We start from the raw sequence: 15,328 nt of genomic DNA, 5'->3' as shown, positions 1-15,328 counted from the left end.
GCAGGATGGCAGGTTACGGCGAAAATGGATTGCCGGGACAAGCCCGGCAATGACGACGAGAGGGGACATCGCAACACAAAGCGTCACCCTCGGGCTTAACCCGAGGGCCCTGCACTTGCCGCGTCATCGTTAAGTGACGTGTCCTCGGGTCAAGCCCGAGGATGACCTGCGGGAAAAACGCTAATTCCGATCCCCCGGCTCCTCACCCACCAGCCGCAGCGCCGGCTGCTCATCCGCGCCACCATCCCATCCTGCCGGCAGGCTCTTCCCCGATTTCGCGCCAAGCTCGCGCAACATTTCCACCTGCCGCACCACGTTCCCACGCCCGGTAGAAAGTTGATCCTTGGCCTTGGCAAACTGCTGTTGCGCCGCGTCGAGGCTGTTCCCGACCCTGTCCATGGTCCCCAAAAACCCGGCGACCTTTTCGTAAAGCGCCCCGGCACGCTCGGCGATTTCTTCCGCGTTCCGATGCCGCTTCTCGATATCCCAGACATTCCGCACCGTCCGCAACACCGTCATCAGCGTCGTCGGCGTCGTCAGCATCACGCCCTGGCTCATGCCATATTCAAAAAGATTGGGATCGGCCTTGATCGCCGCCGACAGCGCGCCCTCGATGGGCACGAACATCATCACATAGTCGAGGCTCGACTTGGCATGGCGATGATAATTCTTGTCCCCAAGCGTTTTCACATGGGTCCGGATCGAAACAATATGCGCCTGCAAGAACTGCTCGCGCACATCCTCTTCGGCATTGGTATAGGCCTCAAACGCCGTCAGCGAGACCTTTGAATCGATCACCAACCGGTCGTCATTGGGCATCAGCACCTCGACGTCGGTCCTGAGCCGTGCCCCGTCCTCGCCCGCATGGCTCGTCTGGGTGAGATATTGTTCGCCCTCGCGCAGCCCCGAGCGTTCGAGAATGGTCGCCAAAATCATCTCGCCCCAGGCGCCCTGCGTCTGCGACGAGCCCTTGAGCGCCCGCGTCAGGTTCTGTGCCTCGGTCGTAATCGTCAGGTTGCTCTCGGCCAGCGCGCGGATCTGCTCACCCATCGCCGCCCGATCGCGCAACATGCCGCCCTGGAATTCGACGATTTTTTCGTGCAGCGGTTTTAGGAGCATGTCGACCTGCTCCCGGTTCTGCTTGGAAAACGTCTCGCCGTGACTCTTGAGCACATCGCCGGCAATGGCCTTGAACTCGTCGGTCATCTGCTGCCGCGCGTCGACAAAGCGCTTCATATTGGCTTCGTTCTGCCGCGCCTGCTCATCAAGCCGCGTCCGCATGGCCGCGAGCTCCGCCATCAGCTCGCTGTTCTTCTCCCGCTCATTGTCGATCAGCTCGCCCGCCCGTTCGCGCTCGCGCACTAGGTTCAAATCGAGATCGCGAATGCGCATGTCGCGCTGGGCGATCTGTTCGAGAAAACTCGCCTTGAGGCTTTCGCTCGCTTCCCGCGCCACTTCGTCGGCCCGCTGCGCATTGGCGCGGGCCGAGCCGACAAGGAGAAAAACGCCTGTCGCCAGCAGCACCACAATGCCGACGACAAGCGCAAGGCCCAGGCTCACCGGCAGATCGCCGATCACGAACAGAATAGTGTCGAGTTCACTCATGGGTGCACTCTACCCGATTCTTCTGTTCTTAAAATGTTCTATTCTGCGTGGTGCGCAAACCCCCTGCGCAGTTGACCGCAGGGCCTCAAAACGCCATATCACTGGCAAATCCAGATATTGCCGGACCTTTGCCATGGCCATCCGCCCGATACTCATCATTCCCGACGCGCGCCTGCGCGCAGTTGCCGATCCGATCGTCGAGGTCGACGAAGAGATCAAGACCCTGGCCAAGGACATGCTCGACACCATGTATGACGCGCCGGGCATTGGCCTTGCCGCGCCCCAGATCGGGGTGATGAAGCGCATCGTCGTCATGGATCTGGCCGGCGAGAACGAGCCCGCCGCGCCGCTCGTCATGATCAATCCCGAAATCACCAAATTCGGCGACGAAATCCAGGTGACCGAGGAAGGCTGCCTCTCGATTCCCGAGCTCTACTACGAAGTCGAGCGTCCCTCGACGGTCACGGTGAAATACACCGATCTCGACGGCCAGCAAGTCACCAAGGACGCCGATGGCAAGCTCGCCGTCTGCATCCAGCACGAACTCGACCACCTCGATGGCGTGCTCTACATCGACTACCTCAGCCGCCTGAAGCGCGACCGCGTTATCAAGAAGTTCGACAAGCAGGCCAAGCTGGCCGCGCGATAGCTGGTGAGCCACTGGACTTCCCCTCGCCCCTTGCGGGAGAGGGACAGATTTTCTGCGTTCAGCAGAAAATCAGGGTGAGGGGTTCTCTCCCCACGCTCAGTGTCAGCGCAGATATCGCTGACCCCTCATCCCAACCGAATTCGCAAACGCGAATTCGGTGCCCCTTCGGGCACCTTCTCTCGCAAGGGGAGAAGGAAGACAGGAGCAGTGATATGCGCGTCGTCTTCATGGGCACGCCCGAATTTTCCGTGCCGACGCTGACCGAGATCGTCGCTTCCGGCCACGAAGTCCTCGCCGTCTATACCCGCGCCCCAAAGCCTGCCGGTCGCGGCCAGGCCGAGCGCAAAAGCCCCGTGCATGAAGCCGCCGAAAATTTCGGCATTCCTGTCTTCACACCCAAAAGCCTCCGCAACGAAGCCGAACAGCTCCAGTTCGCCTCGCTCGGCGCCGATGTCGCCGTCGTGGTCGCCTATGGCCTGATCCTGCCCAAAGCCATTCTCGAAGCGCCCACCGAAGGCTGCCTCAATCTCCATGGCTCCTTGCTCCCGCGTTGGCGCGGCGCCGCGCCCATGCAGCGCGCCATCATGGCCGGCGACAAGCAGACCGGCATCGTCGTCATGAACATGGATGAAGGCCTCGATACCGGCGCCATGGGCCCGACGGAAATCATCCCCATCGGCCCCGACATGACCGCGGGCGAATTGCACGACCAGATGATGCGCCTCGGCGCCGATCTCATGGGCCGCGCCCTCGCCGCGCTCGAACGCGGCAGCCTCGATTTCACGCCCCAGCCCGAAGAGGGTGTCACCTATGCGGCAAAGATCGAAAAGGCCGAAGCCAAGCTCGATTTCTCCAAATCCGCCGAAGAGGTGCACAATACCATTCGCGGCCTCTCGCCCTTCCCCGGCGCCTGGTTCGAACTTGACCTCGGCGGCAAGCCCACCCGCATCAAGGCGCTGCGCTCCACAATCGCCTCCGGCAATGCCACCCCCGGCACATTGATCGGCCCCGACATGACCATCGCTTGCGGCTCCGGCGCCGTCCGCCTCACCCAGGTGCAGCGCGAAGGCAAGGGCGCCATGGATGCCGCAACGTTCCTGCGCGGGGCAGGGACCTTGCCGGAGCGGGTGGTTTGAGCACCCCCACCCTCATTCCCTCCCCACAAGGGGGAGGGAGGCGCTTGCCTGAGTGTCACGGTTCCATCGTCTCCCTCCCCCTTGTGGGGAGGGATCAAGGGTGGGGGTATCTCACGATTGCCCCGCTATAAAATCACCCTCGAATATGACGGCACGCCCTTCTGCGGCTGGCAGCGTCAGGCCGATCGCATGAGCGTGCAACAGGCCCTTGAAGAAGCCATCTTCCGCTTCTCGGGCGAGATGGTGACCACCCAAGCCTCCGGCCGCACCGATGCCGGCGTGCACGCTCTCGGCCAGGTCGTCCATTTCGACCTTTCGACCGATCGCGACCCCTTTCGCGTGCGCGAGGCGCTGAACTATCACCTGCGCCCGCATCCGGCCGCCGTCATCGAGTGCGAAATCGCCCCCGACACGTTCGAGGCCCGCTTCTCCGCCCTTGCGCGCCACTACGAATATCGCATCCTCAATCGCCGCGCCCCCGCGGCGCTCGAGCGCCATCAGGTCTGGCACGTCCCCATGCCGCTCGATGCCGATCGCATGCACGAAGCCGCGCAAAAAATCCTCGGCCGCCACGATTTTACGACCTTCCGCTCCTCCGAGTGCCAGGCCAATTCGCCCATCCGCACGCTCGACCACTTTGCCGTGCGCCGCGAACTCGATCATGTCGTCGTCACCGCCAGCGCCCGCAGCTTCCTGCACCATCAGGTGCGTTCCATGGTCGGCTCGCTCAAACTCGTGGGCGAAGGCAAATGGACCCCGGCCGATTTCCGCGCCGCGCTCGATGCCGCCGATCGCAGCCGCTGCGGCGCCATGGCGCCATCGACGGGGCTGTACTTTGTCCGGGCGGATTACTAGCCGAGGCCTCCCAGTAGACCTCATCCTGAGGTGTGGAGCGAAGCGGAGCCTCGAAGGACGAGGGCGTGCCCCCGATGATGCGTTGCCACGCCCTCGTGGTTCGAGGGTCGGCTGCGCCTCCCACCTCACCATGAGGGCTACTTGGGCGCCTGTTACGTCAGCGCCGGCGCCGGCAGGAACATGGCGACAATGCCGAGCGCCAGAAACACACCCACCGCCTGCGATACGAACAAGAGCCCAATCTGCAACGGCGCCAGCGTCACGATGAACCGGCCGATATTGATAAAAGTCAGCAGCGCCACGATGGCAATGCCGAGCAGCAGCACGATGCCGGCTTCGCCGAACAGCGTCGAAACCAGCAGCAGCACCGCCGAAACCAGCGTTACCCAATTGCTGGCCACGAGATAGGGAATAAACCCGTCCTGCCGGCCCATTTGCCGCAGCACGAGGGCAGCCATGCCCGCCTGCGCCACGAACAGCACCGCATTGACGATGACCGACTGCGTCGCCGCCCCGGCCGGCATGTTGATGCCGAACAGCACCGGCCCAAAGCCGGCCAGCATGACGGCAACGACTGCCGCGATCAGGCTGCCGACAAGGCCGCGCTGGGAAAAATCGAAATAGGTCGAAGCGTCGCGCTTGCCGGTGATCAGGGCAACACAGCCCCGAATGGCGCTCGCGGCTTCTTCGAAAAAAGGAGAATTAGGCTGGGCCAAGGGCGTGGATCTCGTCTCAAGGTGTGGGCGCGGCCACGGGGCCAAGCACCATGTAGAGCGTCACTGGCATACCGACAAGCAGCACCATGGTCAAAACCGCAAATGCCGCAGCAACGCCAATATTCCAGCCGCCGGCCCGCCAGCCCAGCTCAAACAGCAGGAAGGCGAGGCCGATCCATAAGAGGATCAGCACTGGCCCGGCAATCAGCGAGAGGATGGTGCCAACCACGAGATAGGCGATCAGCGCATAAATCCCCGGCACCATCAGGTTCATCATCCGTGCCTCGCCCGGCACCATGCGCCGGGTCACAAGCACGCCGATGAGCAGCGCGAGAATGGAAAGGCTCTGCACCAGCAGCGCGATGAGGAGGCCGAAGAAATTCGGAATGCCGACGTCGGCCGTCGCCAGCGCAATCGAGAGCAGCGCAAAAAAGAAAAACAGCACCAGCGCCGTCGTCAGTCCCGCCGCCGAAATCGCAAAATGCCCGATCCAATCGGCCTCGCCGCGGATCAGTGCGATCCAGCCAGCCAGTGCCTCCTTCAGCGCCGCGAAAATCTTCATTCGTCGTCGCCCGCGAAGAATTTTTCCATAAAGCTTTCGTAGATCGCCGTCAGCCCGACGAGATCGGTAATGGCGATATGCTCGTCGGCCTTGTGCATGGAGGGGCCAACGAGCCCACATTCCACCACCGGCCCATATTGCGCGATAAAGCGCGCATCCGACGTGCCGCCACCGGTCGAATATTCAGGGCGGCGCCCGGTGACGTCCTCGATGGCATCGGACAGCGTGTCGATATCGTCGGAAAGCGGCGACAGGAAAGAGCGCGACGGCACGCCGGCAATCTCGAAGATCACTTCGGTGCCATGCGCATCGACCGATGCGATCCGCGCCTTCACCCACTCAGCCAAACTGTCCGGCGTCCAGATGTCATTATAGCGGATATTGAATTTCAGCGTGCCGGAGCCGGGAATGACATTGCCGGTGGGATTGCCCACATCCACCGTCGTCACTTCGAGATTGCTGGCCGGAAAATGTTCCGTGCCATCATCAAGCCGCGTCGTGCTCAGCGCCGTCAAAACCGCGGCCAGCACCGGCAACGGATTATTGGCCTTGTGCGGATAGGCGACATGCCCCTGCACTCCCCTGACCGTCACCACGCCCGAAAACGATCCGCGCCGCCCGATCTTGATGCTGTCGCCCAGCGCTTCGGCCGAACTCGGCTCGCCCACCAGGGCAAAGTCGAAGTTGTGGCCATTATCGGCCATCCAGCGCACCAGCTTCTCCGTGCCATTGATGGCATCGGCCTCTTCGTCATTGGTAATGGCGAGTTGGATCGTGCCCGCCTCTGTCGGAATGGCGGCGCAGGCCGCCACAAACGCCGCCACGCCCGATTTCATATCGGCCGCCCCGCGCCCAAAAAGCTTGCCGCCCTCGACCCGCGGCTCGAATGGATCGCTCGTCCATTGCGCCCGGTCGCCCGGCGGCACGACGTCCGTATGCCCGGCAAAGAGCAGCTTCCGCCCCCCCGTGCCGCGCGTCGCAAAGAGATTGTCGACGGGATAGGACCCGTCACCATCGAACCGCAGATGCGTCACGGCAAAGCCGATCGCTTCCAGCTCTTTCGCCAAAAGGTCGAGCGCTCCCGCCGCCTCCGGCGTCACCGAGGGGCAGGCAATAAGGCGTTCGAGCAGGTTCTGCGGGTCGATGGTCAACGGAAAAAGTCCTAAAAGTCAGGCAGCGGCGCCGACGGGGTCGGCACCATAGGAGTTGGAGCCCGTGGTGCCCTTGAGAAAACCGAGCTGCACGAGCATGTAGATGGCAAAAATGCCGAAGATAAGATTGAGCGCGGTCAGCCAGAACGGCGGCTGCGGCAGCATCACGCCACCTCCGATATCGACCACCGAAAAGCCGATGCCGGTCGCCGTAAGCAGATTGAGCAGCACGCTGGCGCCGAGCAGGATCTTGAGGTCCATGCCATCGCTGTCCCGGTCGTGCCGGCGCTTCATGCCGATATTGTAGCTCGGCCACAGCAGGGCCAGGTTCAGCAGCACATAGAGCCAGGACAGGACGGTGAAATTGCCAAAGGCAATCAGGTTCAGGACGATGCTGGCAATAAGCGCGATGACGAAAACGGCGAGCACGCCGATCCACCATTGCTGGCGGCCGATGCGGCCTTCAGACGTGGTCAATAGTGCAACGATTTTATCCATGACTTCCCCCACATTGGCCCGGAATCATTCCGGCGCAGAGCGAAGAGTAGGATGACGGCGCGGCAAGAGCCAGCGCCGCCTATTATGCCGACCGAACCCCGGACCTAGTCGCGCAGCAGTTCGTTGATACCGGTCTTCGAGCGCGTCTGCGCATCGACGGTTTTGACTATCACAGCGCAATAGAGGCTCGGTCCCGGCGTGCCATCCGGCAACGGCTTGCCGGGCAGCGAACCGGAAACGACGACGGAATAGGGCGGCACCTTGCCCATATGCACCTCGCCGGTGGCGCGATTGATGATCTTCGTCGAAGCGCCGATGAAGACGCCCATGGAAATCACCGAGCCTTCGCCCACGATCACGCCTTCGACGACTTCCGAGCGCGCCCCGACAAAGCAATTGTCTTCGATGATGGTCGGATTGGCCTGCAGCGGCTCCAGCACACCGCCAATGCCGACGCCGCCCGACAGGTGCACATTCTTGCCGATCTGCGCGCAGGACCCGACCGTGGCCCAGGTATCGACCATGGTGTTTTCATCGACATAGGCGCCGAGATTCACAAAGCTCGGCATCAGGATGACACCCTTGCCGATGAATGCCGACTGGCGCACCACCGAACCCGGCACCGACCGGAAACCGGCGGCGCGATACTGGTTTTCGCCCCAGCCTTGGAACTTGCTCGGCACCTTGTCGAACCAGTTGGCTCCGCCCGGAGCGCCTTCGATGAGCACATTGTCATTGAGGCGGAACGAGAGCAGCACGGCCTTCTTCAGCCACTGATTGACCTGCCAATTGCCATCGACCTTCTCGGCCACGCGCGCCTGTCCGCTATCGAGCAGGTTCAGCGCCGTTTCCACTGCATCGCGCACTTCGCCTTTGGTCGAGAAATTGATCTCGGCCCGGTTCTCAAAGGCGGTTTCGATGACGGTGGAAAGCTGGGCGTTCGACATGACGGCTCCTACGGAAATGCTGGCGCGGACCATAGCGGGGCAGGGCGGAGTGTCAACTTGAATGCAGGTATCGCGCCCGCCACCCCCACCCTCATTCCCTCCCCACAAGGGGGAGGGAGGCGCCAGCCTCAATGTCCCGGTTCCATCGTCTCCCTCCCTCTTGTGGGGAGGGATCAAGGGTGGGGGTTCGGCAACCTCTGCACCCTACAATTTCGGCGACACGATCTCTTTCCACGTATCGAGAAACCGTTGCCGCCGCAGCGTATCGAGCGCGACAAGCAGGCTCGGCCCCAGCGGAATGGCCTGGATCACCCCGCGCCCCCGCGCCGCAATCGCCTCGCTGGTCCAATCCCCGGTCGATCCCGGTACCACCGACCCCAGCGCCGTACCGCTGGCCGCGATTCCCTGCCCCGCGGGCGAGAGGGCAAAATCCACAAACGCCCGCGCCAGATCGACCTCTTTCGCGTCCCGCGGAATGAGCATCGAGCGCGTCAGCACCAGCACATAATCGTCCGGCACCACGATCTCGATATTGGCCCCCTCCGCCTGCCGCGCAAAGGCATAGGACCCCAGCACATTATACCCCAACGCCAGCGACCCCTCGGCCACGCCATTCAAAATCGCCGGGCTCGACCCCGAAAACTGCGCCCCCGCCCGCCCGAACGCCGTCGCCAGCCGCCAAAAGGTCGACGAAATCGTCTGGTCCTGCGCCGCCAGCAGATAACCCACCCCCGAGAGCGCTATGTCATAGGTCGCAATCTGCCCGCGGAATTTTTCGGTTTCCGTCTCCAGCAATTCCGCCAGTTTCAGATGCGTGCGCGGCACGTCTTCGAGCGCAATACGGTCCGGATTGTAGATGATCACCGCCGGCTCGAACGTGAATCCGAACACCTCATTGCGCCAATGCGCCCAATCGGGGAGGGCGCCGAGATAGGGACTATCATAGGCCAGCGCATGCCCGTCATTGGCGAGCTTGAGCTGCAGGTCCGAGGCCGACGAAATCAGCAGATCGGGCGCCACCGGTAGTGTGCCGTCCAAAAACTGCCGGAACAGCGGCAGCGAATCCATCTCTTCATAGGTGACCGTCACCTCCGGCCGCTCCGCCTGAAAGCCGGCGACAAAGGCCTGAAACACCTTCGTGTCCGTCACCCCGACAATGGTAAGCACAGTCCCGCTCGACCCATCCGGCGCCGGATAGTTCGTCGATGCTGCTTCGGCATTGCCCGGCACCAGCAACAATGCGGCCAGCGCCAGCCCTGCCATCGCCGCCATCCCAGCCCGCCGCGATACCCGCGTCAGCGGCAGCGCCACCTCGACCAGAAGCCCGCCCCCCGCGCGATCGCCAAACCGCAGCTTTCCGCCATGCGCCTCGGCCACCCGCGACACGATGGAAAGCCCCAGCCCCGAGCCCACCGTTCCGGCACTCGCCTTGCCGCGCTTGAAGCGTTCGAGCACGCTCGCCTTCTCCTCGTCGTCCATCCCCGGCCCGTGATCACCAACGGTGATAACAAGCGCGTCCGCCGCAATCGCCGCCCCGATCTCCACCGGCCCCTCGGAATAGACCAATCCATTGTCGATCAGGTTGCGCATCATCTCGCGCAAGGCCACGCGATCCCCGCGCACCTGCACCGCCCGCGCCGCGTCCGACGCCTCAAGCGACACCCGCTCCAATTGCTCCCCATCGAGCCTTTGGCACACTTCCTCGATGATCCCCCACAGCGCCACCATCTCGCTGTCCTGCGCCTCAAGCCGGTGCGAGATCGTCGCGTCCATAAGAAGCTGGCTGACCAACTGGCTCGCCTGCACGGCCCCCATATGAATGCGCCCGACCCGGCCCCGCATGGCCTCCAGGTCCTGCTCATCCATCGCCACTTCCGCCTGCGCCCGCAGCGACGCGAGCGGCGTCCGCACCTCATGCGCCGCCTCGGCCACGAGTCCGCTCACCCGCTCCATGGTCTTTTGCAGCCGCCCCATGAACCCGTTGAGCGCCGCCACGAGGTGCCCGACCTCCACCGGCACCGGCACGCTCACCGGCGACAGATCATCCGGCGGCCGCGCCGCCAATTCGTGCTCCAGCTCGGTCAGCGGCGCAAACATGCGCGAAATGCCGAACCACACAAGCCCGACCGCAAGCAGCGTCAGCGCAATCACCGGCACAATGGCATTGGAGAGAATTTCATTGGACAGCGCCTCGCGCTGGTTCTGCGTCTCGGCGACATGGATGGTCACCCATCCCGTATCGCTCGCCGTCGAAATCAACCGCCCGATCGACGCCACACGCACCAGTTCCCCGCGATACTGGATATCGGCAAAGCGCGGCTCCGCCGAACTGGTCTCGTCCATCTGTGCCGCGAGGTCTTCATAGCCCGTCACGGTCTGCCCATCCGGCCCCTCCACGGCATAGAAAACGCGATCAGCCCCGGAAAACATGGCAAAGGCGGCAAAGGGCAATTCGACGATGACGGTCTCATCCTCAACCTGCACCGCCCCGGCAATCGTCAACGCCGACGCTGCCAGCAACCGGTCAAAAGCCCGATCCGCCGCCCGCTCCGCATAGTCGCGAATGAACACAATCAGCGCGACCGCTGCCGCCAGCAGCAGCACCGTAGCCAGAGCCAGAATGCGCCGGCGGATGGAGAAGGACTTTTTAGTGGGCACGCCGATGCCCCTGCATGTTTGGCGCCCACAATTGCTTTCGTTCTCTCGGTGTCATCCCCGCGAAAGCGGGGACCTCCGTTTCAGAACAGGGGTTCCCGCTTTCGCGGGAATGACACGGTGGATTGGCGTGGGGCAGGGCGGACAAGGCGAAAAAACTACCCATCCACCGCCCGCGCCACGTACCCAACCCCCCGCACCGTCCCGATCTCGACCCGCGCCGGCTCCAGCTTCTTCCTCAACCTTGAAATATGCAGCTCCAGCGCATTGATCGACACCGTCTCATCGAAATTGAAGAGCTGGTTCATCAGCCGCTCCTTGGCCACCACCTTGCCCGCGTGCGTCAGCAAAATCTCAAGCAGCCGAAACTCCCGCCGCCCCAGCTCCAGCGCTTTGCCACCAACGCTGGCATTGAGCCCAGCCAGATCCAGCTCCAGATCCCCCAGCGCCAGAACGCTGCTGGTCTTGCCGCCCGTCCGTCGAATGAGTGCCCGCAACCGCGCCTCAAGCTCGCGCAGATCAAACGGCTTTACGAGATAATCATCCGCCCCCAGATCGAGCAGGCTCACCTTGTCGTCGATTTCCGAACGGGCAGTAATGACAAGGATCGGCGCCGAGAACTTCTCCCGCCGCAATTCGGCAATCAGCCCGATCCCATCGCGATTGGGCAGCATCAGGTCGAGCGCCACCGCGTCAAAATCCTCGCCCTTGGCCGCGGGCACCACATCGGCGCCGTCGCGCACCCAGTCGACCGAGTGACCAGCCGTGCGCAGCCGTCTTTCGATAGCCTCGCCCAGGTCCTCATTGTCTTCGACAAGCAAAATTCGCATGCGCGGTTCGTCTCCCCGCGCGGGATATTATCGAAGGCCTGCGCCGCGCGAAACCGGCTTACATCACCTGCGCCAGAAACGCCCCGGCCACACCAATGACGCACAGCGCCGCGAGCCCTGCCGCGATCAGCATCTGCTGCGCCCGCTGCACATGCGCCCCGCGCCGTGCCTCGAGCTGCACCTGCTTCAGTCCCTGTGCTTCGAAATCGAGATTGGCCATGCTCATCCCTCATGTGGCACCGGCCCTTCGGGCCAGGAGTCGACATTGGGCAGCCGCCTTGAAGAGAGCTGTTTCTCACCCGCATCAGCACGATAGCCTCGCTTGGCTTCATGACGAATTGCAGTTTGCGAGAGCAGTTAATTTGTCTTAAATCTTCACAATATTCGTCTTGTATGGAAGACGTTGAAAGCCTCTCCCGAACATGGCACAACTCTGCCATGACCCAGCCAGCACACCTTCACCCCGATCGCCTCTTCCCCGCTTCCGAGCCCGCGCAGTCCATCGCTAGGGATCTCTACCCGGCGGTAAAGGAGCTCCCCATCGTCAGCCCGCATGGCCATACCGACCCGTCGTGGTTCGCCCAAAATGGTCGCTTTGCCAGCCCCACGGCCCTGTTCCTGACGCCCGATCACTATGTGCTGCGCATGCTGAGGAGTCGTGGCATCAGCTACGACGCGCTGGGCATTCCCCGCAAAGACGGCAAGCCCGTCGAAACCGACGGCCGCAAGGCCTGGCGCCTCTTTGCCGACAATTATTACCTCTTCGCCGGCACGCCCTCGAAAACCTGGGTCGATCACTCGCTCCACGCCGTCTTCGGCATCACCGAAGAGCTTTCGGGCAAAACCGCTGACAGCATCTTTGACGCCATCGACGCCAAACTCGGCGCGCCCGAACTCCTGCCGCGCGCCATCCTCGAACGCTTCAACGTCGAGGTGATCGCCACCACCGAATTCGCGCTCGATCCCCTGACCCACCACCAGTCGATGGAAGGGCAGGGCCTCATCGGCCAGGTTCGCACCACCTATCGCCCCGATGACGTCACCGACCCCAGCCGCCCCGCCATCGTCGAAAATCTCAAGAAATTCGGCGAGCTGACCGGCGAAGACATTTCCAAATGGGATGGCCTCATAAACGCCCACCGCAAGCGCCGCGAATATTTCCGTCGTTTTGGCGCCGTCGCCACCGACCACGGCGTGCCCACGGCCAACACGGCCGACCTGCCGCTGGTCGAGAAGCAAGCGCTGCTCGACAAAATTCTCGCTGGCAAGCATGACGCCAATGATGCGGAGCTCTTCCGCGCCCAGATGATGACCGAAATGGCGCTGCTCTCGGTCGAAGACGGCATGGTCATGCAGATCCATGCCGGTTCGCGCCGCAATACCGATCCGCTGCTCTTTTCCGAACGCGGCCCCGATCTCGGCGCCGATATTCCCGGCCCCACCGACTATGTCGGCGGCCTCCGCGCGCTACTCTCGCGCTGCGGCAACGAGCCCAACCTGCGGCTCATCATGTTCGTCCTCGACGAAACCACCTATGCCCGCGAACTCGCCCCCATGGCGGGCTATTGGCCCAGCCTGATGATCGGCCCGCCCTGGTGGTTCCACGACAGCCCGCAGGGCATCCGCCGCTATCTCGACCAGGTCGTCGAAACCGCCGGTTTTTATAACCTCGCCGGCTTCAACGACGACACCCGCGCCTTGCTTTCGATCCCCGCCCGCCACGACGTCTGGCGCCGCGAAGTCTGCGGCTTCCTGGGTCGCTGGGTCGGCGAGAACCGGCTGACCAAGTCCTCGGCCGAAGAAATCGCCAAGCACCTGAGCTATCAGGCGGCCAAGGATGCATACAAGATCAAGTAAATCGCGGCCCACTCCCCCCTCCCCAACCCTCCCCGCAAGGGGGAGGGTGCCGGGCCGGTGGTTTGAACGAGCGCCAGTCCAGAACTGGATATGACACCTCCCCCTTGACCGGGGAGGATGGGAGGGGGTGCGGAAGCCACGATAATGTGGCCCGCCCCACCACACTTTCATCACCTTCTCGCGCCACCAGCAAAAGCCGTCGAATCGCACGCCGCCTTCTGCTCTAATGGCGCCATGATGAATCAGTCCCATGCAGAAACCGCGCTCAGCCGCGCCATGATCCGTTGGTCTCTGACGAAATCCACACCCGTGGCCGAAACGCCGCGGAGCTGGCTTTTTCGCGTCGAGCAGAACGGCCGCAATTTCGCGGCGCTGAAAATCATCAAGCCTGAAGCTTCCAAGGAAGAGGGCAGGGGCGTCCGCCTCCTGCAATGGTACGAAGGCGACGGCGCCGCCACGGTCTTTGATACCCATGGCGATACAATTTTCATGGAATGGCTCGATGGTGGCACGCTGGGCGAACCCGTCCGCGCCGGGAAGGACGACGAAGGCACCATCGCCATCGCCACGGTCGTCGCGAGCCTCCACAAGCCACGCCCCGACGCGCCCGAAGGCCTGGAGCCGCTCCGCGACCGCTTCCAGACCCTTTTCGATACCGACGTCCGCGCCTGGCCCCACACGGCCCGCGACCTCTATGCCCGCTCAGCCGGCATCGCGCTGAAACTCTTCGACAAGCCCAGCGCCATCGTGCCGCTCCACGGCGATCTCCACCACGACAATATCATGAGTTCCGATCGCGGTTGGCTCGCCATCGACCCCAAAGGGCTCCTCGGCGACCCCGCCTACGAAACCGCCAATATCTTCATCAATCCCGAGCGCGGCGACAAGATCGCTTCCGACCCCAAGCGCATCGCCGCCCGCGCCGATATCCTCTCCCAGCGCCTCGGCTACAATCGCAAGCGCATCCTCGGCTGGGCCGCCGCCCACGCCGCGCTCTCCGCCTGCTGGGATATCGAAGAGGGCAAACCCATCATCGGCCAATTGGCCTGCCTCCCTAATCTCCTCAGCGCCTACGACCTTGCCTGATCGCCCCGGAAATTTCTCGATGCCTCATTTTTCTCGCCGCGCCGTTCTCGCCCTTGGCGCTGCCAGCCTGCTCTCTGCCTGCTCGGCCACTATCCCGCCGCTGCCGGCCGCAACCTCCAACCGGCCGGAAAGCCTGACGCGCGACGAAATTCTTTCGGCCATCAACGCCACGCGAAAAGCCAATGGCGCTCCGCCCTGGACCTACAATCCGCGTCTTGAAACCGCAGCCCTCTCCCAGGCCCGCCTCATGGCCCGCCAGGACAAGCTCAGCCACGATCTCGGCGTAACCCTGCGCCAGCGCGTCACCGAAGCCGGCTATCTCGGCGCCGTCGGCGAAAACGTCGCCAAGGGTTACAAGACCTTGCCCGACGTCATCGGCGGCTGGCTCGAAAGCCAGGGTCATCGCAACACGCTGCTCTCATCAAAATTCACCGAATTCGGCCTGGCGGTGGCGCGGACCAGTTCGGGAAAACTCTACTGGGCCATGATCGCCGGCGGCAGTTTTGATGCCTGGCGCGTCTACGAGTAGGCCAAAACTCTATCGATGATCGTCACTACCGGGCTTGTCCCGGTAGTCCATGCGGAGGCGAGATGGATTGCCGGGACAAGCAACCGTGGATCAGTCTGCAAAAGCTATGTCGGTTCTGGCGATGGCGTTGAGGATTGTGATGAGTTTCCGGACGGTTGCGATCATGGCGAGTTTGAATGGTTTGCCGCGGGCCCTGAGCCTTTGGTAGAAACCTGCGAGCACCGGGTCGCGCACTTTGATGGCGCTGAGCAC

Annotated in this window: 15 protein-coding genes and 1 pseudogene; 6 read left to right on the top strand and 10 right to left on the bottom strand. The window is 63.0% G+C overall.

The genetic code is table 11. The annotated features are described in order from the left end of the window. Window positions 1-180: 180 nt before the first annotated feature. Window positions 181-1,605, bottom strand: coding sequence for a DNA recombination protein RmuC (locus tag JP75_RS10865; protein WP_051960601.1), 1,425 nt, complete (start codon window positions 1,603-1,605; stop codon window positions 181-183). Window positions 1,606-1,738: 133 nt separating this feature from the next. Here JP75_RS10865 and def point away from each other — a divergent pair, with 133 nt between their 5' ends. From def to truA, 3 genes are all read left to right on the top strand, one after another. Continuing rightward, window positions 1,739-2,254: a peptide deformylase gene (gene def / locus JP75_RS10860; RefSeq protein ID WP_035082663.1), complete on the top strand. Its 516-nt coding sequence runs from the start codon at window positions 1,739-1,741 to the stop codon at window positions 2,252-2,254. A gap of 212 nt (window positions 2,255-2,466) precedes the next feature. Next, the gene (gene fmt, locus JP75_RS10855; RefSeq protein ID WP_035082660.1) at window positions 2,467-3,390 is read left to right on the top strand and encodes a methionyl-tRNA formyltransferase; all 924 of its coding nucleotides are present in this window, start codon (window positions 2,467-2,469) and stop codon (window positions 3,388-3,390) included. Between the two features lie 117 nt (window positions 3,391-3,507). Continuing rightward, window positions 3,508-4,245, top strand: coding sequence for a tRNA pseudouridine(38-40) synthase TruA (truA, locus tag JP75_RS10850; protein ID WP_035082658.1), 738 nt, complete (start codon window positions 3,508-3,510; stop codon window positions 4,243-4,245). Window positions 4,246-4,397: 152 nt separating this feature from the next. Here truA and JP75_RS10845 read toward each other — a convergent pair whose 3' ends face one another. The 8 genes from JP75_RS10845 to JP75_RS26535 form a co-directional block, all read right to left on the bottom strand. Beyond that, a complete protein-coding gene (locus JP75_RS10845) occupies window positions 4,398-4,961 on the bottom strand; it encodes a hypothetical protein (protein WP_035082654.1) in 564 nt (187 codons plus the stop codon). A 16-nt stretch (window positions 4,962-4,977) separates the two neighbouring features. Further along, entirely contained in the window at window positions 4,978-5,523 is a 546-nt protein-coding gene (locus JP75_RS10840) for a hypothetical protein (RefSeq protein WP_035082652.1), read from the bottom strand. Then, entirely contained in the window at window positions 5,520-6,674 is a 1,155-nt protein-coding gene (dapE, locus tag JP75_RS10835; RefSeq protein ID WP_035082650.1) for a succinyl-diaminopimelate desuccinylase, read from the bottom strand. Before dapE ends, JP75_RS10840 begins: the two co-directional genes overlap by 4 nt. Window positions 6,675-6,692: 18 nt before the next feature. Then, window positions 6,693-7,172, bottom strand: a complete 480-nt coding sequence (locus JP75_RS10830) for a DUF805 domain-containing protein (protein WP_035082648.1) — start codon at window positions 7,170-7,172, stop codon at window positions 6,693-6,695. A gap of 104 nt (window positions 7,173-7,276) precedes the next feature. Continuing rightward, on the bottom strand, window positions 7,277-8,119 hold the full coding sequence (dapD, locus tag JP75_RS10825) for a 2,3,4,5-tetrahydropyridine-2,6-dicarboxylate N-succinyltransferase (protein ID WP_035082646.1): 843 nt from the start codon (window positions 8,117-8,119) through the stop codon (window positions 7,277-7,279). A gap of 204 nt (window positions 8,120-8,323) precedes the next feature. Further along, window positions 8,324-10,777: a sensor histidine kinase gene (locus JP75_RS10820; protein ID WP_035082645.1), complete on the bottom strand. Its 2,454-nt coding sequence runs from the start codon at window positions 10,775-10,777 to the stop codon at window positions 8,324-8,326. Between the two features lie 155 nt (window positions 10,778-10,932). Further along, window positions 10,933-11,604, bottom strand: coding sequence for a response regulator transcription factor (locus JP75_RS10815; protein ID WP_035082644.1), 672 nt, complete (start codon window positions 11,602-11,604; stop codon window positions 10,933-10,935). Between the two features lie 58 nt (window positions 11,605-11,662). Then, on the bottom strand, window positions 11,663-11,824 hold the full coding sequence (locus JP75_RS26535) for a hypothetical protein (RefSeq protein WP_160194671.1): 162 nt from the start codon (window positions 11,822-11,824) through the stop codon (window positions 11,663-11,665). A gap of 218 nt (window positions 11,825-12,042) precedes the next feature. On the opposite strand from JP75_RS26535, the gene uxaC reads away from it, so the two are divergent. The 3 genes from uxaC (at window position 12,043) to JP75_RS10800 (ending at window position 15,076) form a co-directional block, all read left to right on the top strand. Further along, window positions 12,043-13,461, top strand: a complete 1,419-nt coding sequence (uxaC, locus tag JP75_RS10810) for a glucuronate isomerase (protein ID WP_035082643.1) — start codon at window positions 12,043-12,045, stop codon at window positions 13,459-13,461. A gap of 234 nt (window positions 13,462-13,695) precedes the next feature. Continuing rightward, window positions 13,696-14,547: an aminoglycoside phosphotransferase family protein gene (locus tag JP75_RS10805; protein WP_160194670.1), complete on the top strand. Its 852-nt coding sequence runs from the start codon at window positions 13,696-13,698 to the stop codon at window positions 14,545-14,547. Between the two features lie 19 nt (window positions 14,548-14,566). Continuing rightward, a complete protein-coding gene (locus JP75_RS10800) occupies window positions 14,567-15,076 on the top strand; it encodes a CAP domain-containing protein (RefSeq protein WP_051960599.1) in 510 nt (169 codons plus the stop codon). 90 nt (window positions 15,077-15,166) lie between these two features. Here the strand turns inward: JP75_RS10800 and JP75_RS27355 are convergent. After that, window positions 15,167-15,328 (bottom strand): annotated as a pseudogene (locus tag JP75_RS27355) (IS110 family transposase); the annotation flags it as partial.

The sequence above is a fragment of the Devosia riboflavina genome (assembly GCF_000743575.1).
In the GTDB taxonomy this organism is placed as follows: domain Bacteria; phylum Pseudomonadota; class Alphaproteobacteria; order Rhizobiales; family Devosiaceae; genus Devosia; species Devosia riboflavina.
Note: the sequence above shows the minus strand (reverse complement) of the source record. Positions and strands in the feature narration are given on the sequence as shown.